Source organism: Variovorax sp. Varisp46 (assembly GCF_059491885.1).
In genome coordinates, this window is the sequence record NZ_CP168515.1 from 1913838 (window position 1) to 1935429 (window position 21592).

The window sequence follows — 21592 nt, forward strand, 5'->3', positions numbered from 1 at the left end:
ATCAAACCCGTGGTTCTTTGGCAGAGTCTCGTGTCGGCCCGTACACTGCCTTTTGCCTACTGTTGAGGAGAACACCAATGAACAATCGTTTCCGCCCGGCATTGCTTGCCGCCGCCTCCGTCATCGCACTCGCCGCTGCCGCGCCGGCCTTCGCCGGCAAGACACTCGACGCGGTCAAGCAGCGCGGCACCGTCAAGTGCGGCGTGACCAACGGCGTGGCGGGCTTCTCCGCACCGGACACCCAGGGCAACTGGTCGGGCCTCGACGTCGACACCTGCCGCGCCATCGCGGCCGCCGTACTCGGCGACGGCAAGAAGGTCGACTTCGTGCCGCTCAATTCGCAGCAGCGCTTCTCGGCCCTGCAGGCCGGCGAGATCGACATCCTCGCGCGCAACACGACCTGGACGCTCACGCGCGACGCTTCGCTGGGCTTCAACTTCACCACCATCACCTACTATGACGGCCAGGGCTTCCTGGTGCCGAAGAAGCTCAAGGTCACGAGCGCCAAGCAACTCAAGAACGCCACCATCTGCACGCAGTCGGGCACCACCAACGAGAAGAACGTGTCGGACTACTTCCGCGCGCAGAACATCCCGGTAAAGACCGTCGTCTTCGAAAGCTTCGAGGCTTCGTTCAAGGCTTTCTTCTCGGGCCGCTGCCAGGCCTTCACGACCGACGCCTCGGCGCTGGCCGGCCTGCGCAACAAGGAAGCGCCGAACCCCGACGACTACGTCATCCTGCCCGAGCTGATCTCCAAGGAGCCGCTCGCGCCGCTGGTGCGCCGTGGCGACGACGAATGGTTCGCCATCGCCAAGTGGGTGCCCAATGCGCTCATCGAGGCCGAGGAGTTCGGCGTCACGCAGGCCAATGCCGACGAACTCAAGGCCAGCAGCAAGGATCCGGCGCAGCAGCGCCTGGTCGGCACCGGTGAAGACCTCGGCAAACTGCTGGGCCTCGACAAGGACTGGTCGTTCCGCGCGATCAAGGCCGTGGGCAACTACGGCGAGATGTTCGAGCGCAATGTCGGGCCGAAGTCGGTGCTCAAGCTGCCGCGCGGCTCCAACAACCTCTGGAACAAGGGCGGCCTGATCTACGCACCCCCGGTTCGATGAGCGCCAGGGCCTCGCGCCGCGGGGTCTGGCTGGCATGGGCCGTCCAGGCGCTGCTGGTGCTGGCCGTCGTGGCCGGCGCGGTCTGGGTGGTTCACCATGCACTCGAGGTGCTGCGTGCACGCGGCGTGCGCTCCGGCTTCGACTTTCTCACCGAGCCCGCGGGCTTCTCGATCAGCGAAGGCTGGCTGAACTTCGATGCGAACCAGCCGTTCTGGCGCGCGTTTCTCGCGGGGCTGATCAACACGGTGCGCGCGGCGGTGCCGGCGGCCATCTTCTCGGTCGTGCTCGGCACGCTCATCGGCATCGGCCGGCTGGCGCCGCACGTGCTGCTGCGCGGCATCTGCACCGCATACGTCGAGTTGCTGCGCAACGTGCCGCTGCTGGTGCAGCTGCTGATGCTGGCCTTCGCGATGGCCAACCTGCTGCCCGACCCGACGGAGCCTGTTCGGTTGTTGCCCGGCGTGTGGCTCAGCAAGGGGGGGCTCAGCGTGCCGTGGCCCGTGGCAGGCGAGGGCGGCTGGTGGCCCACGCATTTCGAGTTTCCCGAGCGTGGCGACTTCGGTGTGAGCGGCGGCGCTGCGCTGAGCCCCGAGTACGTGACCATCGTGGCGGGCCTGACCTTTTATTCGGCCGCGTTCGTGGCGGAGATCGTGCGCGCGGGCATCCTGTCGGTCTCGCAGGGGCAAGTGCTTGCGGGGCAGGCGCTGGGCCTGTCGCCGGTGCAGCAGCTCCGCATCGTGATCCTGCCGCAGGCGCTGCGGGTGATCGTGCCATCGCTCACCAACCAGCTGCTGAGCCTCACCAAGAACTCGTCGCTTGCTGTGGCCGTGGGCTATCCGGAGCTGGTGTCGGTGGCCAACACCACCATCGGTTCGAATGGCCGGGCCTTCGAGTGCATCGCGATCATCATGGCGGTCTATCTGCTGTTGTCACTGCTGATTTCGTTCGGCATGAACCGCTACAACGTGCGCGTTGCATTGCGAGGCTGGCAATGAGGAGCGCCACGCAGGAACCCATTGCGTGGCGCAGCGAACTCTGGGGTTCGCCGATGCGGGCACTGGCGACGGTGCTGCTGCTTGCGCTGCTCGCGTGGGGCGGCTTCCACGCCGTCGAGTGGGGCATCGTGCATGCGGTGTTCCGGCCCGACGCCGAGGCCTGCCGGGCCGTGCAGCATGGCGCCTGCTGGGGTGTGGTGGCCGAGAAGTGGCGGCCGATGCTGTTCGGACGCTTTCCGTATGAAGAGCAATGGCGCCCGGCCATCGCGGTCGTCGTGCTGTCCGCCGTCACCGTGCTCAGCGCCTGGCCGCGGAGCTGGCGCTGGTGGCTCGTGCCGCTGTGGATCGGTGCGCTGCTGCTGTTCGTGCTGCTGATGCGTGGCGGCGTCCTGGGACTGAGCCATGTACCGACGAGCCGCTGGGGCGGCCTGCCGCTGACCATCGGGCTCGCGGTGGTGGGGCTGGCGCTGGCCTTTCCGCTGGCCTTGTTGCTGGCGCTGGGCCGCCGCTCGGGCTGGCCCGTGGTGCGCACGCTGAGTGCGAGCTACATCGAACTGGTGCGCGGCGTGCCGCTGATCTCGGTGCTGTTCATGGCCTCGTTCCTGTTGCCGCTGCTGTGGCCGGCCGGATGGCAGCCCGACGTGCTGGTGCGGGTGCTCGCGGGGCTCACGCTGTTTGTGGCGGCGTACCTGGCCGAGATCATCCGCGGCGGCCTGCAGGCCGTACCGCGCGGGCAGACCGAAGTGGCGATGGCGCTGGGCTTCGGCCGCTGGCCGGTGCAGCGCGACATCGTGCTGCCGCAGGCGCTGCGCCTCGTGGTGCCGGCGCTGACCAACAGCGTGGTCGGTACGCTGAAAGACACCTCGCTCGTCACCGTGGTCGGCCTGTTCGAGCTGACCGGCGCGCTGGGCCTGGCGCTGGGCGGTGATCCGACGTGGCGGCCGTTCTATCTCGAGGGCTATCTCTTCATCGCGGCTGTGTACTGGGTGCTGTGCTTCGGGCTCTCGCGCTACAGCGTGTGGCTCGAAAAGCGGCTGTCGGCCGTGCGCTGAGCGGGGCACGGCCGGGCTCCTGTACACTCCGGGCCTTCATGTCGAGCCACGATTTCCACCCCGCATCCCACGCAGCCCTGATGGCTCGCATGATGCCGCCTGCCTCCGCGCAGGCGATGGTCGTTGCTCGAATGATTACCACCATTACCACCGCGGCCACCTGAGCACGCGCAGGTGGCCGTTACGGCAGCCACCTGGTGTATCGCTCTCTCCCCGAACGAATGAACCCAGCTCTGGCAGCTGGGTTTTGTTTTTTCGTCTGGAGATGTCCATGTACCGCGATCCCGTTGAATCCCTCGAGCCCCTGCACAGCCGCCCTGCGCTGAACCGTACCCTGCGCGTGGGGATGATCGGTATCGGAACCGTGGGCTCGGGCACCTTCCGCGTGCTCGTGCGCAACCAGGCCGACATTGCGGCGCGGGCCGGCCGGGCTATCGAACTCGTGATCGTTGCCGCGCGCAACCTGGCGCGCGCCGCCAGCATCGTGGGAGAGGGCGTTGCGCTCACGGCCGACCCGATGCAGGTCGCCGCGCATCCCGACGTCGACGTGGTCGTGGAGGTGGCCGGCGGCACCGGGCCCGCACGCGACTGGGTGCTGGCCGCCATTGCGCATGGCAAGCACGTGGTCACGGCCAACAAGGCATTGCTCGCGGTGCACGGCGCCGAGATCTTCGCCGCCGCGCGAAAACAGGGCGTGGCCGTGGCCTACGAGGGGGCGGTGGCCGTGAGCATTCCCATCGTCAAGGCGCTGCGCGAAGGCCTGGCGGCCAACCGCATCGAGTGGGTGGCCGGCATCATCAATGGCACCACCAATTTCATCCTGAGCAAGATGCGCGATGAAGGCCTCGACTTCGCCGCCGCGCTCGCGCAGGCCCAGGCGCTGGGCTATGCGGAGGCCGATCCGAGCTTCGACATCGAAGGCATCGACGCCGCGCACAAGCTGTCTTTGCTGGCCGCCAACGCCTTCGGCATGCCGCTGCGCTTCGCCGATGTGCAAGTGGAGGGCATCACCGCCCTGCAAGGGCTGGACGTGGCCTGCGCCGAGCAGCTGGGTTACCGCATCAAGCTGCTGGGCGTGGCACGCCGGCAGGCGTCGGGTGTCGAACTGCGCGTGCAGCCCGCACTCGTGCCCGCCACGCATCTGATGGCACAGGTGAACGGTTCGATGAACGCCGTCATGGTCAAGAGCGATGCGGCGGGCCTGACGATGTACTACGGTGCGGGCGCCGGCTCGGAGCAGACGGCCTCGGCGGTGATCGCCGATCTCGTGGACGTGGCGCGGCTCGACGGCGTGAATGCCGCGCAGCACGTGCCGCACCTCGGCGTGCATGAGCACGCGACGAACGCGTTGGCGGTGTTGCCGCGTGCCGCCGTGCACACCTCGCACTACCTGCGGGTGCCGGTGCGCGCGGTCAGCCAGATCCAGGCGGTCACGGCCTGCCTCGCAGAGCAGAAGGTGCCGGTGCGCCAGGTCGCGCTGGCGGCCGAACGCCCCGGCGTCGGCCCCCAGGTCTTGGTGCTGACGGGGCCGGTAGCGCAGGGCACGCTGGACCTTGCCGTGCATGCGTTGCAGGCGCGTTCCGAGGTGGCAGGCGTGGTGGCGACGCTGTGCGTGGAGCTGCTCGAAGGTTGAGCCACGAACGCCGCGAGCGAAGCGCGCAGAAAGTCGCGCCTGCATTCCTTCAGGGCGCAGAGAGGGCCCCGTCCACCACGTGCTGCGCTTCTTCAAGAATGCGCGCGAGGTGGTCCTTGCCCTTGAAGCTCTCGCCGTAGATCTTGTAGATGTTCTCGGTGCCGGAGGGGCGCGCCGCGAACCAGCCGCTCTCGGCCACGACCTTCACGCCACCGATGGCCGCGCCATTGCCCGGCGCATGGCTCAGCACGTTGACGATCCGGTCGCCCGCCAGTTCGGTCGAGCGGATCTGCTCGGGCGACAGGCTCGACAACCGCTTCTTCTGTTCCACCGTGGCTACTGCATCCACGCGATCGGACACCGGCTGGCCCAGCGCCTGCGTCAGTTCGGCGTAGCGCTCGCCGGGGTCGCGCCCGGTGCGCGCGGCGATCTCGGCCGAGAGCAGGGCGGGCACGAGGCCATCCTTGTCGGTGGTCCACACCGAGCCGTCCTTGCGCAGGAAGGTCGCGCCCGCGCTTTCTTCGCCGCCGAAAGCCAGCGACGCATCGACCAGCCCGTCGACGAACCACTTGAAGCCCACCGGCACCTCGTACAGCCTGCGCCCGAGCCGAGCCGTCACGCGGTCGATCATCTGGCTGCTGACCACCGTCTTGCCGACGGCTGCCTGCGCCGGCCAATGCGGGCGGTGCGTGTAGAGGTAGTCGATCATCACCGCGAGGTAGCTGTTGGGCTGCATCAGGCCCGTGCTGCCCGCCACGATGCCGTGGCGGTCATGGTCGGTGTCGCAGGCGAAGGCGATGCCGAAGCGGCCCTGCAGTTCGATCAGCTTGTGCATGGCGTCGGGCGACGACGGGTCCATGCGGATGCGGCCGTCCCAGTCGAGCGACATGAAGCGGAAGGTCGGGTCGACCTCCTGGCTCAGCACGTTCAGCCGCGCGAGCTTGTAGCGCTCGGCGATCGCGGGCCAGTAGCGCACGCCTGCGCCGCCCAGTGGGTCGACGCCCAGCTCGATGTTCACGCCGCGAATGGCATCCATGTCGAGCACCTGCGCCAGGTCTTCGACATAGGTGTTCAGGTAGTCATGCCGGTGTGTGGTCGAGGCGCGCAGCGCCTGCGCGAGCGGCATGCGCTTCACGCCTTCGAGCCCGTTGGCCAGCATCCTGTTGGCGGCCGTCTCGACGGCCGAGGTGATGTCGGTGCCGGCCGGCCCGCCGTTCGGCGGGTTGTACTTGAAGCCGCCGCTCTCGGGCGGGTTGTGCGAGGGCGTGATGACGATGCCATCGGCCAGCCCCCCGGTGCTTCCGGTGCGTCCACGGTTGTAGACGAGGATCGCGTGCGACACGGCCGGCGTCGGCGTGTATTCGTCGTCCTTCGAGATCATCAGCTCGACCCCGTTGGCCGCGAGTACCTCGACCGCGCTGTTGAAGGCCGGTGTCGACAGCGCATGCGTGTCGATCCCGAGGAACAGCGGCCCGTCGATGCCTTTCTGCTTGCGGTAGTCGCAGATCGCCTGGCTGATCGCCAGCACGTGCCATTCATTGAACGCATCGTCGAACGAGGAGCCGCGGTGCCCCGAGGTGCCGAAGGCCACGCGCTGGCTCGGCACCGACGGGTCGGGCCGTCCGGTGTAGTAGGCGGAGATCAGGCGCGGTACGTTGACCAGCAGTTCGATGGGTGCGGGCTGTCCCGCGAGAGGGTTGATTGCTTGGCTCATGCGGGTGGAAAGTCGAGGTTGATGATGTCGCCGATGCGCTCGATGGCGATATCGGCGGGCGCATAGGCGGCGTTGGCCTGCGTGTCGAGCGCATAGTGCCCCTGCCGCACGAAGACCGTCGTCAGGCGCGATCCCCAGATGGCCTTCATGGCCGAGAGGATGCGCAGCTTGTCGTCGATCATCACGTAGTGCCGCGCGGGGTAGCACTGCTCGACGGCGTCGAGCATCTGTTCCTTGTGCACGTAGATCAGCACGCGGCCCTCGGTGGCGTCCCAAAGGCCGGAGCGCTGCACCTTGCGCGGCTGGAACACGACGTCGCCGTCGGACAGGATCACCGTGGGCCCGCGCTGGCGCAGGTGCTTCAGCGTCTCCAGCGCGCCGGGGTAGAGCCGGTCGGCAAAGGGGTAGTCGATGAGAAATTCCGACATCAGCAGCAGCCGCGAATCGCTCATGCCGCGGCTGCTTTCCTCGGCGCGGTAGCGCTGCAGGGCGCCGAGGTAGTCGACATAGCCGAGCTCGCTGCGCAATTGCTCGAAGGCCGTCCAGTAGCGGCTGGCGCTTTCGGCACCGAAGGACTGTTCGAGATGGGTGCGAAGGTCGGCAATGATGCCGTCGTTGTCGAGCAGGGTGTTGTCGACGTCGATCAGAAAAACGGTGGCAGAGGGCGGTGTCATGGTGTGTGGCGGATGGGCCTGAACTGCGCGCGTCGCTTCCAGCATACGCTTCGAATGCGACCCCGGACGGCCGCAGCGTGATTTTGTTGAGGCTCCGAGATCCATTGGCTTGAGCCGTGCCGGGGATTGGCCTCGGAATTGAATAAGCTCCTGCTCAGGTTGCAGTTTGAAGAAGGAGCAAGACAGATGCGCATCACCAACGGTCGCCACTGGATCGGCCTGCCGGCCATGGCCATGGGCCTTTTGCTGGCTGGCTGCCAGACGCCACCGGCCGACCGCCCCCTGACATCGGAAGTCCCCGAACCCCCGAGCTTCGTCACGCCGCCCGAAACCTGCCAGGCTGCTGCCGTGCGGTTTGGCCTGGGCCTGCGCGTCAGCCAGCAGTTGCTGGAAGAGATGCGCCAGCGCGCCGGCGCCCGCCTGGCACGTACGGTGCCCGCCGCGGAAAAAGCCGATCCGATGCAGGACACGGCGAGGCTCAACGTGCAGGTCGAACCGACCGGCCGCGTGGTGGGGGCCTATTGCGGCTAGGAGACGCGGCGTGGGCTCGGGTGTTGTGTGAATGCAGCGCTCATGTAACTAATATTAGCTAATAGGCACGCAATCGCCCCAATTGGGGGAACAATAGCCCGCGACCTCCGGAGCCCAGTCTTTTGTCGAACAAGCAACCCTCAGTCTCTTTGCCGTCGTACTACGACGGGTCGGCACGTCTCCCGCCGGACGAGGTGCTGCGCCCGTTGATGGACGACTGGGCCCGTGCAGGCAAGCGCCTGGCTGCCGTCTGCTACATCGACGTGGACCGCTTTGCCTTGCTGAATGACCGCCTTGGCATGGTGGCGGGCAATGTCGCCCTCAAGGAGGTGGCCCGCCGCATCAAGGCTCAGCTGCCGCGCGAGAGCGTGATGGCCCGCGTGGGCGGCGACGAATTCGCGGCCCTGTTCGCCGGCCTCGGAACCTCGCAGTGCACCCAGGTGCTGGAACGCATCCAGGCTTCCCTCGCCGAGCCCTGGAGCTGGCATGACCAGGCGGGCAGCATCGACGCGAGCATCGGCGCCATGCTGCTCGACAGCAATGGCCCGCCCCCTGAAACCGCGCTGCGCCAGGCGCAGCACGCCGCCTTCTTCGCCAAGCGCGCGGCCGACGGCAAGGTGCATTACTTCGACGCGCCGCAAGCGCGCGCCGACGAGCAGGTGGTGCGCGAGCGCCAGCGGATCCAGGAAGGCCTGCTGCAGGGCGAGTTCTTCCTGGTCTACCAGCCCAAGGTCGACATGCAGCGCGGCGTGGTGGTCGGCGTCGAGGCGCTGTTGCGCTGGCAGCACCCCGAGCGCGGCCTGCTGCCGCCGGCCCAGTTCGTGCCGCTGATCGAAGACGACGCGCTGGTCGAGCAGGTCGGCGACTGGGCCATCGCCACGGCCCTTTGGCAGGCGCACCAGTGGCGCCTGGCGGGCCTGCAGATGTCGGTGAGCGTGAACGTGGCACCACGCCACATGATGCGCTGGGACTTCGTCGAACGGCTCGCGCGGCACCTGTCGCAGTTTCCGAAGCTGGGTGCGGGCATGCTGGAGCTCGAGATCCTGGAAACCACGGCGATCAGCCAGTTCGCGAACGTCGCGCTGTTCGTCGAGGCTTGCAAGACGCTGGGCGTGGGCGTGACCATCGACGACTTCGGCACCGGCTACTCCTCGCTCACCTATCTGCGCCAGCTGCCGGTGTCGACCGTGAAGATCGACCAGTCGTTCGTGCGTGGCATGCTCGACAACGGCCAGGACCACGCCATCGTGCAGGGCATCATCGCGCTGCTCCACGCGCTCGGACTCACGGCGGTGGCTGAAGGCGTCGAAACGGTGAAGCAGGGCGAAGAGCTGCTCGCCCTGGGCTGCACGCTCGCCCAGGGTTACGGCATTGCCATGCCGATGGCGGCCAAGGACATCGTGCAATGGGTGGCGCAGTACGAGCGGGCTCCCCTGTGGGGTACCCACGCGGCGGCGCTGCCCGGCGCCTGAGCGCTGCGGCGGCGTCCGTTCAGCTGGACGCAGGAACCACGGCGTCGCGGACCATGGCCCGGCGGCTTTGCTTGACGGCGCGCATTGCGGTGTCGGCCTGGCGCAGGGCGGCCTCGGCAGAGACGGTGCGGGGGTCGACGGCCACCACGCCGACACTGGCGCCGCCGTAGTCGATCGTCAGGTGCCGCAGCTTCAGCTCGAAGATGGTGTTTTCCGCCAGACGGTCGGCCATGGCCCGCGCGCCCGTGCGCGGCGACTCGTCCAGCGCGGGCCCGAGGCCGATCACCACGAATTCGTCGGAGCCGAAGCGCGCCAGCATGTCGCTCGCGCGCACCGAGGCCGAGAGCTGTTTCGCCATGGCCGACAGGAACTCGTCGCCGACCTCGTGGCCGTGTGTGTCGTTGATCTTCTTGAAATTGTCCATGTCGATGAAGCCGACCAGCACGCTCTGGCCGCCGCGCGCGCCCTGCGCCAGCATGCGCTGCAGTTCGTCGGTGAGCGCGCGGCGATTGGGCAGGCCGGTGAGGGCGTCGGTCGCGGCGTGGGTGGCGAGCTGGGCCTGGGCTTTCTTGAGCTTTGCGACGAGCAGCTCGCGCTCCACCTGCTGGCCGATCAGCCGCGCGAAAAGCCGCAGCACCGGCTCTGCATGGGGCGGCAGCGGCAGCTTTTGTGAGCTGGCACCGCACAGGACACCGAAGAGGTCGCCGCTTCCGGCCGTCACCGGTGCGCTCACACAGGTCTGGATGCCGAGCCGGCGGGCGGCGTCGGCATCGCCCCAGCAGCCGCCGGCGTCGTCCGTATAGATGCGGCCTTCCTCCATGGCATGCCGGCAGAGCGTGTCGGCCCAAGGCACCGGCGCACCCTCGGGCAGGGACAATTCACCGGCGTTGTGGGCGAACAAGATGTGCTGTCGGCCCTTGTCGAGGTCGATGGTCGTGAGGTAAGCCGACTCCAGGCCCGTCGCCGTCTCGAGCATTTCGAGCATTGGGCGTGCGAGGTCTTCCAGCGTCTTGGCCGAGGAGACGGAGTCGGAAAGCTGTTCGATCAAGGATTCCATGGCCGACATTCTGATGGCATCGGTTGCGTTCGGGAGGGCAATTTCAAGAGGCCAGGGCTTCCATCAGCTCGGTTTCGATGGCCAGTTGCGTTTTTTGGCCCTGGAGTTCGGGGCCGCTGATCAGGAAGGTGTCTTCCACCCGCTCGCCCAGCGTCGTGACCTTGGCGAGCTGCAGGTTCAGGTGATGGCGCGCCAGCACCCGGGCCACCGAGTACAGCAGGCCGGCACGGTCGCTGGCCGAGATGTTGAGCAGCCAGCGCTGCGCCTTGTCGTCCGGCAGCAGGCTGATGCGCGGCTTGATCGGAAAGCTGCGCACCCGGCGCGAGACCCGGCCCATGCTGGGCGGGGGCAGGGCACCGGCCTCGGTGAGCGTCTGCGCCAGGCCCGACTCGACCATGCTGATCAGGTCGCGGTAGTGGTCCGGCACGAAGGTGGTCACCACCTGGAAGGTATCGAGCGCGTAGCCGTTGCTCGCGGTGTGCACCTTGGCGTCGAGGATGCTGAAGGACGCCTGGTCGAAGTAGCCGCAGATGCGCGCGAACAGGTCGGGCTGGTCGGGCGTGTAGACCACCACCTGCAGGCCTTCGCCCACCGGCGACAGGTGCGCGCGCACCACAGGCGGCGCCTTCGGGTCGACCGGCACGTTACTGGGCGGCACGAAGCGCGAGAGCTGCTTGGCGTGCCAGGCGATCTCGGTGGCGTCGTGGCGCATGAAGTAGCCCACGTCGAGCGTGTCCCACAGCGCCTTGTGCGCCTCGAAGCGCTGCGCGTGCAGGGCCAGTTGCACGAGCGCCTCGCGCTTGCGCGACTCGACCTCGGCATCCGGATCGGGCATGCGTCCGCCCAGTGCGCGCAGCGTGTAGCGGTACAGGTCTTCGAGCAGCTTGCCTTTCCAGGCATTCCACACGCGCGGGGAGGTGCCGCGGATGTCGGCGACGGTCAGCAGGTAGAGCGCCGTCAGGTAGCGCTCGTTGCCTACTCGCTTGGCGAAAGCGCCAATCACTTCGGGGTCGCTCAGGTCCTGCTTCTGCGCGACCTGGCTCATTACCAGGTGCTCGGCCACCAGAAATTCGATGAGCCTGGAATCTTCGCGGGCGATGCCGTGCTGCTTGCAGAAACGCTGAACGTCGCGCGCGCCGAGTGTGGAGTGATCGCCGCCGCGGCCCTTGGCGATGTCGTGGAACAGGGCGGCCACGTACAGGATCCAGGGCTTGTCCCATCCGGCCGCCAGCTGCGAGCAGAACGGGTATTCGTGCGCATGCTCGGCGATGAAGAAGCGCCGCACGTTGCGCAGCACCATCAGGATGTGCTGGTCCACCGTGTAGACGTGGAACAGGTCGTGCTGCATCTGCCCCACGATGCTGCGGAACACTCGCAGGTAGCGCCCCAGCACCGAGGTCTGGTTCATCAGCCGGAATGCATGCGTGATGCCGTAGGGCTGCATCAAGATCCGCATGAATGTGTCGTGGTTGACCGGGTCGTTGCGGAACTTGCTGTCCATGACGTGGCGCGCGTTGTAGAGCGCGCGCAGCGTGCGCGCCGACAGGCCCTGCACGCCGATGGTCTTCTGGTACAGCAGGAAGGTTTCGAGCACCGCATGCGGCTCGCGCTCGTACAGGTCGTCGCTGGCGATCTCGATCAGGCCGGCACGTTCGTAGAAGCGCTCGTTGATCGGCGTGTGCTGCTCGTCGATGGGCTGCAGGCGCTCGGCAATATTGAGCAGCAGGATCTGGTTGAGCTGCGACACCGCCTTGGCCGCCCAGTAGTAGCGCCGCATCAACGCCTCGCTCGACTTGCGCTGCGACTCGCCTTCGTAGCCGAAGCTTGCCGCCACGGCCGTCTGCAGGTCGAACACCAGCCGGTCTTCGCGCCGGTTGGCAATCACGTGCAGCCGGGCGCGGATCAACGAGAGCAGCGCCTCGTTGCGCTTGATCTGCTGCGCCTCGAACGGGGTGGCCAGGCCGTTCTTGGCGAGGTCGTCCCAGCGGCCGCCGTAGCCGGCGGCCTTGGTCATCCAGAGGATGGTCTGCAGGTCGCGCAGGCCACCCGGCGATTCCTTGCAGTTGGGCTCCAGCGCGTAGGGCGTGTTGTCGAACTTCTGGTGGCGATGCCGCATTTCCTGCGACTTGGCCACGAAGAAGGCCTGCGGGTCGATGGCGCGGGTGAAGCGGCGGCGGAAGGCGGTGAAGAGCTTCTTGTCGCCCACGATCAGGCGTGCTTCGAGCAGCGAGGTCTGAACGGTGACGTCCTTCTCGGCCTCGGCCAGGCATTCCTCGACCGTGCGCACGCTGGAGCCGATCTCGAGGCCCGCGTCCCAGCAATGGCCGATGAAGGCCTCGATGCGGGCCGGGTCGATTTCGCTCTCGTGGCCCTCGGGCGGCAGCAGCAGGAGCACGTCGACGTCGGAATACGGAAACAGCTCGCCGCGCCCGAAACCGCCCACGGCAGCCAGCGTGAGCGAGTCGCCGAAGCCGGCCTCGCGCCACAGGGTGCAGAGCGTCTCGTCGGCGAGCGCCGAGAGCTGGCGCAGCACCGCGTGCACGCTGCGGGTCGGCGCGCGCGCAAAGCGCAGGGTGTCGAACAGGGCGAGCTTCTTGGCGCGATAGGCTTCGCGCAGCGTCGCTACGTCGATCTTGGCTGCTTCGATCACGGCCGGGGAGCGCGTGTGCGCGTCAGGTTTTGGTCGAGGTGACGAAGGAGGGCGGCGGCGGGCTGCCCGCGGACAACGTCAACACCTCGTAGCCGGTCTCGGTGACGAGCACCGTGTGCTCCCACTGGGCCGACAGCGAATGGTCGCGAGTGACGATGGTCCAGCCGTCGTATTGGCCGCCCTTGAAGTCTTCCTTCACGTCGCGCTTGCCGGCGTTGATCATCGGCTCGATGGTGAAGATCATGCCGGGCTTGAGTTCTTCCATGGTGCCCGGGCGGCCGTAGTGCAGCACCTGGGGCTCTTCATGGAAGCGCTGGCCCACGCCGTGGCCGCAGAACTCGCGCACGATCGAGAAGCCCTGGCCTTCGGCGAACTTCTGGATCGCGTGGCCCACGTCGCCCAGATGCGCGCCGGGGCGCACCTGCAGGATGCCGTGCCACATGGCTTCGTAGGTGATGCTGCACAGGCGCTTGGCGGCGATGGAGGCGTCGCCGATCACGAACATGCGGCTGTTGTCGCCGAACCAACCATCCTTGATGACGGTCACGTCGACGTTCATGATGTCGCCCTTCTTCAGGGGCTTGTCATTGGGAATGCCGTGGCAGACCACGTGGTTCACCGAGGTGCAGAGCGACTTCGGGAACGGGACGCTGCTCGCGCCCATGTAGCCCACCGTGGCGGAGGTGGTGCCCTGCTTGACCATGTACTCGGCGGCCAGCCGGTCGACATCGTTCGTTGTGATGCCGGGCTTGATGAAGGGGGTGAGGTAGTCCAGCACCTCGGAGCCAAGGCGGCAGGCGACCCGCATGGCTTCGATGCCCGCAGCGTCTTTGTAGTTAATGCTCATGCCCGAATTATCCCATTCACCAAGCTAAAATTCCGGGTTAACGCGGATGACCCCAGTCAGCGGCCATCCGCCTCGATTCCTTGAATTCCAACGCGGCCCCCGAGGCCCCCATCGACCGTGACGCAGCCCGCACCTCAAGCCCTTCCTGTCGTAACCATGTTCGAGGGCGGCAGCGCGCTCAGCGACTTCCGCGCGCGGCAGCTGCTGCCGAAGCTGCAGGCCATCGAGCCGCGCATCGAGGGCATTTCGGCCCGTTTTGTGCACCTTGTGGTCACCGATGCGGCGCTGGATGCGGCCGGCCGCGAGCGCTTTGCCGCGCTGCTGGCCTACGGCGAGCCCTTCGAGGCGCCGGCCAAGGCGGGCACCTCGGTGGTGGTCACGCCGCGCCTGGGCACCGTGTCGCCCTGGGCTTCCAAGGCCACCGACATCGCCCACAACTGCGGCCTGGCATTGCGCCGGGTCGAGCGCGTCACGCAGTACCACCTGAAGCTCAAGGCCCCGTTGATCGGCAAGGCGCCCGTGATCGAGGGCGACACGCTCGCCGCGGTGGCCGGCCCGCTGCACGACCGCATGACCGAATCGGTGCTGGCCACCGTCGAGCAGGCGGCCAGTCTGTTCAGCGAGCTGCCGGCCCAGCCGATGGCGCAGGTCGACGTGCAGAGCGGCGGTCGCGACGCGCTGGTGGCGGCCAACACCGGTTTCGGCCTGGCGCTGGCCGAGGACGAGATCGACTACCTCGTTGACGCCTTCACTCGCCTCGGGCGCAACCCCAGCGACGTCGAACTGATGATGTTCGCGCAGGCCAACAGCGAGCACTGCCGCCACAAGATCTTCAACGCCCAGTTCACCATCGACGGCAGGGCCCAGCCCCAGAGCCTGTTCTCGATGATCCGCCACACCGAGAAGCAGAACCCGCAGCACACGGTCGTCGCCTATGCCGACAACGCCTCGGTGATGGAAGGCGCGACCATCGAGCGCTTCATTCCAGCACACGGTTCGCAGAGCTATCAAAAAGATAGCGCCCTGAGCCACGTGCTGATGAAGGTCGAGACGCACAACCACCCGACCGCGATTTCCCCGTTCCCGGGCGCCTCGACCGGCGCGGGCGGCGAGATCCGCGACGAAGGTGCCACCGGCCGCGGCTCCAAGCCCAAGGCGGGCCTGACCGGCTTCACCGTGTCCAAGCTCTGGCCGCAAGAGGGCCACTACGGCAAGCCCGAACACATCGCGAGCCCGCTGCAGATCATGACCGAGGGCCCGCTGGGGGGCGCCGCGTTCAACAACGAATTCGGCCGGCCCAACCTGCTGGGCTACTTCCGGGAATACGAGCAGACCGTGGCGAGCGACCTTGATACCGTGCAGCGCGGCTACCACAAGCCCATCATGATCGCGGGCGGCCTCGGCAGCATCGACGCCACCCAGACGAAGAAGATCCAGTTCCCCGCCGGCTCGCTGCTGATCCAGCTCGGCGGCCCCGGTATGCGCATCGGCATGGGCGGCAGCGCCGCCAGCTCGATGGCCACCGGCGCCAACGCGGCCGAGCTCGACTTCGACTCGGTGCAGCGTGGCAACCCCGAGATCGAGCGCCGCGCGCAGGAGGTCATCAACCACTGCTGGCAACAGGGCGCGGCCAACCCGATCCTGGCGATCCACGACGTGGGCGCGGGCGGCCTGAGCAATGCCTTCCCCGAACTGACCAACGACGCCGGCCGCGGCGCGCGTTTCGACCTGCGCGCCGTGCCGCTCGAAGAGTCGGGCATGGCCCCCAAGGAAATCTGGTGCAACGAAAGCCAGGAGCGCTACGTGCTGGCTATCGCGCCGGAATCGCTCGCGCAGTTCAAGGCTTTCTGCGAGCGCGAGCGCTGTCCGTTCTCGGTGGTCGGCGTGGCGACCGAGGCGCGCCAGCTGCTGGTGGCCGACGAAGGCGCCGAGGTGCAGCCTGTCGACATGCCGATGGACGTGCTGCTGGGCAAGCCGCCCAAGATGCACCGCGACGTGAAGAGCGTGGCGCGCACGTTCAAGCCGCTCGACCTCACGGGCGTCGACCTGCAGAAGGCCGCCATCGACGTGCTCTCGCACCCGACCGTCGCCTCCAAGCGCTTCCTGATCACCATCGGCGACCGCACCGTGGGCGGCATGAGCCACCGCGACCAGATGGTCGGCCCGTGGCAGGTGCCTGTGGCCGACTGCGCCGTGACGCTGGCCGACTACAAGGGCTTTGCCGGCGAAGCGATGAGCATGGGCGAGCGCACGCCACTGGCCGCGCTCGACGCGCCGGCTTCGGGACGCATGGCCGTGGCCGAGGCCATCACCAACCTGCTGGCGGCGCCCATCGAGCTCTCGCGCGTCAAGCTCTCGGCCAACTGGATGGCCGCCTGCGGCGAACCCGGCGAAGACGCTGCGCTGTACGAGACCGTCAAGGCCGTGGGTCTGGAACTGTGCCCGGCGCTGGGCGTGTCGATCCCGGTCGGCAAGGATTCGCTGTCGATGCGCACGCAGTGGAAGGACAACGGCGAAGCCAGGAAGGTCACCTCGCCCGTGAGCCTGATCGTCACCGCCTTCGCCTCGCTGGCCGATGTGCGCGGCACGCTCACGCCGCAGCTCGACGCCGAAGAAGCCGACACCACGCTGGTGCTGATCGACCTGGGCCGCGGCCAGCACCGCATGGCCGGCAGCATTCTGTCGCAGACGCTCAACCAGAGCGGCGACACCGTGCCCGATCTCGACGACCCGGCACAATTGGTCGCGCTGGTCGATGCCGTGAACGCGCTGCGCGCCGAGGGAAAGATCCTCGCGATGCACGACCGCAGCGACGGCGGCCTGTTCGCCACCGCTTGCGAAATGGCCTTTGCCGGCCACGTCGGCGTGGCGCTGAACGTCGACATGCTGGTCACCGAAGGCGATGGCATTTCCGACAGCCGCATGGAAACCGGCGACGCCAAGAACTGGGCGCAGCAGGTCAGCGCGCGGCGCGAAGAGCTCACGCTCAAGGCGCTGTTCAACGAAGAGCTGGGCGTGGTGCTGCAGGTGCGCACGGCCGAGCGCAACGACGTGATGCAGGTGCTGCGCGCGCACGGCCTGAGCGCTCACAGCCATTTCGTCGGCAAGACCCGGCCTGCGAGTTCCACGATGGATGCCGGCAAGGGCAAGCTCGAAGTCTGGCGCGATGCCAAGCCGGTGTTCAGCGCGAGCCTGCACGACCTGCACCAGGTATGGGACTCGGTCAGCTGGAAGATCGCCCGCGAGCGCGACAACCCCGCCTGCGCCGATGCCGAGCATGCCGCGGCAGGCGTGCCTTCGGACCCCGGCATGCATGTGTTTCTGCCGAATGCGCAGCCCGCGGCGCCGGCCGTCCTGCAATCGCGCCCCAAGGTCGCCATCCTCCGCGAACAAGGCGTCAACTCGCACGTCGAGATGGCCTACGCCTTCACCGAAGCCGGCTTCGAGGCCTTCGACGTCCACATGACCGACCTGCAGACGGGCAGGGCGGACCTCGCCAATTTCAAGGGCGTGGTCGCCTGCGGCGGCTTCAGTTATGGCGACACGCTGGGTGCCGGCATCGGCTGGGCGCGCAGCATCACCTTCAACCCGAAGCTGGCCGAGCAGTTCAAGACCTTTTTCGGCCGCGCCGACACCTTCGGGCTCGGCGTGTGCAACGGCTGCCAGATGTTCGCCGAGCTGGCCGACATCATTCCGGGTGCAGAAGCCTGGCCGCGCTTCACCACCAACCAGAGCGAGCGCTTCGAGGCCCGCCTGTCGATGGTCGAGGTGCTCGAATCGCCGAGCATCTTCTTCCAGGGCATGGCCGGCAGCCGACTGCCGATCGCGGTCGCGCACGGCGAGGGCTATGCCAACTTCAAGCACCGCGGCGACGCCGCCAAGGCCATCGGCGCGATGCGCTTCGTGGACAACCACGGCCAACCGACCGAGCAGTACCCGTTCAACCCGAACGGCAGCGCGGGCGGCCTGACCTCCGTGACCACGCCGGACGGCCGCTTCACCGCCGTGATGCCTCATCCGGAACGGGTGTTCCGCAACATCCAGATGAGCTGGACGCCGAGCGACCGCAGCGAGCTGAGCCCGTGGATGCAGATCTGGCGCAATGCGCGCAAGTGGGTCGGCTGATCGACGCAGCAAGCCCGTTCGGCGGGCAACAAAAAAGCGGCCCACGGGGCCGCTTTTTTATTTCCAGAACACCGCGGAACCGGCTTTGCCGGGCCGCAGGTGTTGCCCCCTGCAAGGGGTGGCGTAGCGACGCGAAGTGCGCGAAGCCTGGGGGTGTGCCTTATTCCACCTTTGCCTTCGCGCGCAATTCTTCCTGATACTTCTGCAGGCGCTGCTGCTGCAGCTGCTGCGTGATCTGCGGCTTCACTTCTTCCAGCTTCGGCAGCTGGGCCTGGCGGATGTCGTCGACGCGGATGATGTGCCAGCCGAACTGGGTCTTGATCGGAGCGGGGGTGGTCTCGCCCTTCTTGAGCTTGATCATCGCTTCCGAGAACTCGGGCACGAAGCCCGCGGGGTTGGCCCAGTCGAGGTCGCCGCCGTTGGCGCCCGAGCCCGGGTCCTTGCTCTGCTTCTTGGCGATGTCTTCGAACTTGGCACCCTTCTTCAGGTCGGCCATGATCTTCTTGGCCTGGTCTTCGGTCTCGACCAGGATATGGCGCGCCTTGTATTCCTTGCCGCCGTTGGCAGCAACGAACTTGTCGTACTCGGCCTTCACGTCGGCGTCCGAGATGGGGTTGGTCTTGCGGTAGTTCTCGAACAGTGCGCGGATCAGGATGGCCTGGCGGGCGAGTTCGAGCTGGTTCTTGTAATCCTCGCTGGCGTCCAGGCCTTGCTTCTGGGCTTCCTGCATGAACACTTCGCGCGCCACGATTTCCTCACGCAGCTGGCTCTGCATCTCGGGCGTCACCGGGCGGCCTGCGGCGGCCAGCTGCTGCGCCAGAACTTCCATGCGGGCCTTGGGCACCGGCTTGCCGTTCACGATGGCTGCGTTCTGCGCCAGAGCCGCCACCGGAATGGCACCGATCAACGCTGCGGCCGCAACGGCCTGCAAGATGTGTTTTTTCATGAAATGAATATCAGGCTGGAGAAGAAATGCGCGTGTAGGAATAAGCGCGTGAAAGAAAGCGGGCAGAGGGCTCAAAGCACCTCGATGGCGATGGCGTGAAGGCCCTGCGCGATAAAAACCTGGAGGGCATCATACACAAGCCGATGCCGCGCCACGCGGGGCTTTCCGGCGAACAGCGGCGAGGCGATGCGCACTCGGAAATGGCTGCCCCGTCCTTGTGCATTGGCACCGGCGTGGCCCGCGTGGGCGCTGCTTTCGTCGATCACTTCGAGCTGCGTCGGGGCCAGCGCCTCGCGCAACGCGGCTTCGAGGTCGGCGGCGGTGGGGAGGGAGGCGGTGCGCATCAGGCGGTCGGCTTGTCGTCGCCCTTGATGTGCGGCGCAATATAGAGACCCTGCGCCACCAGGAAGACGATCGGGAACACATAGCCCCAGAGCTTGAAGTTGACCCAGGCCTCGGTCGTGAAGTACGCCGCCACGTAGCCGTTGATGAGCGCCATGAACAGGCAGTAGCCGATCCACGCCACGTTGAGCCGGCCCCAGATGCGGTCGGGCAGCTCGAGCTGCGAGCCCAGCAGCATCTTGAGGAAGTTCTTCTTCAGCGCCCAGAGCGCCACCGCCAGCGCGATGGCCATCGCGCCGTACAGCACCGTCGGCTTCCACTTGATGAAGCGGTCGTCGTGCAGCACCAGCGTGAGCGTTCCGAACAGCAGGATCAGCACCAGCGTGGCCTTCTGCATCGCCTGCAGCTTGCGCTCCATGGCATAGATGATGGCCATCTGCACCACGGTGGCGGCCATGAGCACGCCGGTGGCGGTGTAGATGTCGGCGAGCTTGTAGGCGCCGAAGAACAGGAGGATGGGAAAGAAGTCGAGGAGCAGTTTCATTTTTTATGGAAGTCGAGCGACGCCGAGTTCATGCAATAGCGCAGGCCGGTTTCGGTCGGGCCGTCAGGGAACACGTGGCCCAGGTGGGCGCCGCAATTGGCGCACACGTTCTCGGTGCGCACCATGCCGTGCGATCGGTCGACGATGTTCCTGATGGCGCCGGGCACCGCTTCTTCAGAGAAGCTGGGCCAGCCGCAGCCGGCATCGAACTTGGTCGATGATTCGAACAGCTTGGCGCCGCAGCACACGCAGTGGTAGGTGCCGTCGTCCCAGTGCGCTTCGTACTTGCCGGTGAAGGGGCGTTCGGTGGCCGCGTGGCGCGTCACCTCGAAGGCCGCGGGCTCGGCGCCTTTTTCAGCGAGCAGGGCTTTCCATTCGGCGTCGGTCTTCTGTACGGGAGTGGTCATGATGAGCAGCTGATTTCGATCGTGGAGGCCCAGTCGGGCGGGAAGCCGGCGAGTGCGTCGGCGTCGGGATGTTCTTCAAATGGGGTCTCGAGCACAGCCAGCAAGGTTGCCACACCCGAGTGGTCTTTTTGCTGACTTGCTTCGATCGCTTGCTGCCCCAGGTGGTTGCGCAGCACGAACCTGGGGTTGGATTTGAGCATCAGATCGGCGGCTTGCGTACGTCCAGTGGTCGTATGGCGCTCCGAAAACGCTAGCAGCCACGCGTCGAAGCCCTCGCGGTCCAGGAACAGGTCGCGCACCGGCTCGACGTTGCCGTCGGCCATGTGGTTCGAGAGCCGGCGCCAGAAGATGGTGTAGTCGACCTTGCCGGCGGCCAGCAGCTTGAGCACGCCTTCGATCAGCGCGCGGTCGCCTTCGGCCGGGCTCGCGAGCCCGAGCTTGGCGCGCATTCGGCCCTCGAACTCGTTCGGGAACACGGTCTTGTACGACTCCAGTGCGGCCACCGCGACTTCCTGGTCGCCGATCAGCGGCAGCAGCGCCTGTGCGAGGCAGAACAGGTTCCAGTAAGCCACGTTGGGCTGCTGGTTGAAGGCGTAGCGCCCGCTGGTGTCGCTGTGGTTGCAGATGTGGCGCGGGTCGAAGCCATCGAGGAACTGGAACGGGCCGTAGTCGATGGTGAGCCCGAGGATGCTCATGTTGTCGGTGTTCATCACGCCGTGGCAGAAGCCCGCGGCCTGCCATCGGGCGAGCAGGGCGGCGGTGCGCTCGCTCACGGCTTCGAGGAAGGCGGCATACGCGTTGCCGCCGAAGCGCCCGGTGGTGCGGCACGCCGGGTAGTAGCGGTCGATGACGTAGTCGGCCAGCGCGCGCAACTCATCTTCGCGCTGGTTGGCCGCGAAGTGCTCGAAGTGGCCGAAGCGGATGAAGCTCGGTGCGACGCGGGTCACGACGGCCGCGCTTTCCGGCTCCTCGCGGTACACGCGGGCGTCGGACCCCGTCACGCACAGCGCGCGGGTGGTCGGGATGCCGAGGCCGTGCATGGCCTCGCTGCACAGAAACTCCCGGATGCTGGAGCGCAGCACCGCGCGGCCGTCGCCGCCGCGCGAGTAAGGCGTGCGGCCCGCGCCCTTCAGCTGCACTTCGAGCCCGCCTTCGGTCTCGCCGACCGTGATCGCACGTCCGTCGCCGAGCTGGCCTGCCCACACGCCGAACTGGTGGCCGCTGTAGACCGTCGCGAAGGGGCGGCTGCCGGCGACGGGCAGGTTGCCGGTCAGGGCAGCGAGCGTGCCGTCCGACGAATGCCAGCCGGCCGGCAGCCCGAGTTCGCGTGCTACGGCTTCGCTGCGGCCCACCCAGTACGGATCGGGCAGGGGCGTCGGCCTCAGTTCAGTGAAAAATGCCGGGCCCAAGGCGGCGAAACCGGGTTTCCAGCGCAACCCCAGGTCCGCGACCTCGGTGTCTTCAGCAAGCAAGCTCATGCCCGGATTGTCC

The 21592-nt window shown here is 67.1% G+C and carries 17 protein-coding genes; 7 read left to right on the forward strand and 10 right to left on the reverse strand.

Annotation, left to right across the window (positions count from 1 at the left end; all coding sequences use genetic code 11):
- The first annotated feature begins 77 nt into the window (after positions 1 to 77).
- The 4 genes from ACEN9N_RS09025 to ACEN9N_RS09040 all read left to right on the forward strand — a co-directional run bounded on the left by ACEN9N_RS09025 (position 78) and on the right by ACEN9N_RS09040 (position 4792).
- On the forward strand, positions 78 to 1112 hold the full coding sequence (locus ACEN9N_RS09025) for an amino acid ABC transporter substrate-binding protein (RefSeq protein WP_007837828.1): 1035 nt from the start codon (positions 78 to 80) through the stop codon (positions 1110 to 1112).
- Complete coding sequence (locus tag ACEN9N_RS09030) at positions 1109 to 2107, forward strand: amino acid ABC transporter permease (protein WP_495655887.1); 999 nt, start codon at positions 1109 to 1111, stop codon at positions 2105 to 2107. The genes ACEN9N_RS09025 and ACEN9N_RS09030 overlap by 4 nt, the downstream gene beginning before the upstream one ends.
- Positions 2104 to 3159, forward strand: coding sequence for an amino acid ABC transporter permease (locus ACEN9N_RS09035; protein ID WP_413313546.1), 1056 nt, complete (start codon positions 2104 to 2106; stop codon positions 3157 to 3159). The genes ACEN9N_RS09030 and ACEN9N_RS09035 overlap by 4 nt, the downstream gene beginning before the upstream one ends.
- A 271-nt stretch (positions 3160 to 3430) precedes the next feature.
- Positions 3431 to 4792 carry a homoserine dehydrogenase gene (locus tag ACEN9N_RS09040; RefSeq protein ID WP_495655888.1) on the forward strand — a complete coding sequence of 454 codons (1362 nt, stop codon included), beginning with the start codon at positions 3431 to 3433 and terminating at the stop codon, positions 4790 to 4792.
- 49 nt (positions 4793 to 4841) lie between these two features.
- Here ACEN9N_RS09040 and pgm read toward each other — a convergent pair whose 3' ends face one another.
- Positions 4842 to 6506, reverse strand: coding sequence for a phosphoglucomutase (alpha-D-glucose-1,6-bisphosphate-dependent) (gene pgm / locus ACEN9N_RS09045; RefSeq protein ID WP_495655889.1), 1665 nt, complete (start codon positions 6504 to 6506; stop codon positions 4842 to 4844).
- Positions 6503 to 7180: an HAD family hydrolase gene (locus ACEN9N_RS09050; RefSeq protein WP_413313543.1), complete on the reverse strand. Its 678-nt coding sequence runs from the start codon at positions 7178 to 7180 to the stop codon at positions 6503 to 6505. Before ACEN9N_RS09050 ends, pgm begins: the two co-directional genes overlap by 4 nt.
- A gap of 186 nt (positions 7181 to 7366) precedes the next feature.
- On the opposite strand from ACEN9N_RS09050, the gene ACEN9N_RS09055 reads away from it, so the two are divergent.
- Positions 7367 to 7711 (forward strand): hypothetical protein, encoded by a 345-nt coding sequence (locus tag ACEN9N_RS09055; protein ID WP_413313542.1) that lies wholly within the window; start codon positions 7367 to 7369, stop codon positions 7709 to 7711.
- Positions 7712 to 7833: 122 nt separating this feature from the next.
- Positions 7834 to 9183 (forward strand): putative bifunctional diguanylate cyclase/phosphodiesterase, encoded by a 1350-nt coding sequence (locus ACEN9N_RS09060; RefSeq protein ID WP_413313541.1) that lies wholly within the window; start codon positions 7834 to 7836, stop codon positions 9181 to 9183.
- Between the two features lie 19 nt (positions 9184 to 9202).
- On the opposite strand, the gene ACEN9N_RS09065 is transcribed toward ACEN9N_RS09060, so the two are convergent.
- From ACEN9N_RS09065 to map, 3 genes are read right to left on the reverse strand one after another with little or no spacing between them, the layout of a single operon-like run.
- The gene (locus tag ACEN9N_RS09065) at positions 9203 to 10240 is read right to left on the reverse strand and encodes a sensor domain-containing diguanylate cyclase (protein WP_413313540.1); all 1038 of its coding nucleotides are present in this window, start codon (positions 10238 to 10240) and stop codon (positions 9203 to 9205) included.
- 43 nt (positions 10241 to 10283) lie between these two features.
- On the reverse strand, positions 10284 to 12890 hold the full coding sequence (locus ACEN9N_RS09070) for a [protein-PII] uridylyltransferase (RefSeq protein ID WP_413313539.1): 2607 nt from the start codon (positions 12888 to 12890) through the stop codon (positions 10284 to 10286).
- Positions 12891 to 12912: 22 nt separating this feature from the next.
- Entirely contained in the window at positions 12913 to 13737 is an 825-nt protein-coding gene (gene map, locus ACEN9N_RS09075) for a type I methionyl aminopeptidase (protein WP_007837809.1), read from the reverse strand.
- A 156-nt stretch (positions 13738 to 13893) separates the two neighbouring features.
- Between map and purL the strand changes: the two genes are divergently transcribed.
- Positions 13894 to 17862: a phosphoribosylformylglycinamidine synthase gene (purL, locus tag ACEN9N_RS09080; protein WP_495656363.1), complete on the forward strand. Its 3969-nt coding sequence runs from the start codon at positions 13894 to 13896 to the stop codon at positions 17860 to 17862.
- A 160-nt stretch (positions 17863 to 18022) separates the two neighbouring features.
- Here purL and ACEN9N_RS09085 read toward each other — a convergent pair whose 3' ends face one another.
- The 5 genes from ACEN9N_RS09085 to ACEN9N_RS09105 form a co-directional block, all read right to left on the reverse strand.
- Complete coding sequence (locus ACEN9N_RS09085; protein WP_413313534.1) at positions 18023 to 18808, reverse strand: peptidylprolyl isomerase; 786 nt, start codon at positions 18806 to 18808, stop codon at positions 18023 to 18025.
- A 71-nt stretch (positions 18809 to 18879) separates the two neighbouring features.
- Positions 18880 to 19152, reverse strand: a complete 273-nt coding sequence (locus tag ACEN9N_RS09090; RefSeq protein WP_007837802.1) for a BolA family protein — start codon at positions 19150 to 19152, stop codon at positions 18880 to 18882.
- On the reverse strand, positions 19152 to 19694 hold the full coding sequence (locus tag ACEN9N_RS09095) for a septation protein A (protein WP_007837800.1): 543 nt from the start codon (positions 19692 to 19694) through the stop codon (positions 19152 to 19154). Before ACEN9N_RS09095 ends, ACEN9N_RS09090 begins: the two co-directional genes overlap by 1 nt.
- Positions 19691 to 20101: a peptide-methionine (R)-S-oxide reductase MsrB gene (gene msrB / locus ACEN9N_RS09100; protein WP_007837799.1), complete on the reverse strand. Its 411-nt coding sequence runs from the start codon at positions 20099 to 20101 to the stop codon at positions 19691 to 19693. The genes ACEN9N_RS09095 and msrB overlap by 4 nt, the downstream gene beginning before the upstream one ends.
- Entirely contained in the window at positions 20098 to 21579 is a 1482-nt protein-coding gene (locus ACEN9N_RS09105) for a protein adenylyltransferase SelO (RefSeq protein WP_413316121.1), read from the reverse strand. The genes msrB and ACEN9N_RS09105 overlap by 4 nt, the downstream gene beginning before the upstream one ends.
- Positions 21580 to 21592: the final 13 nt, after the last annotated feature.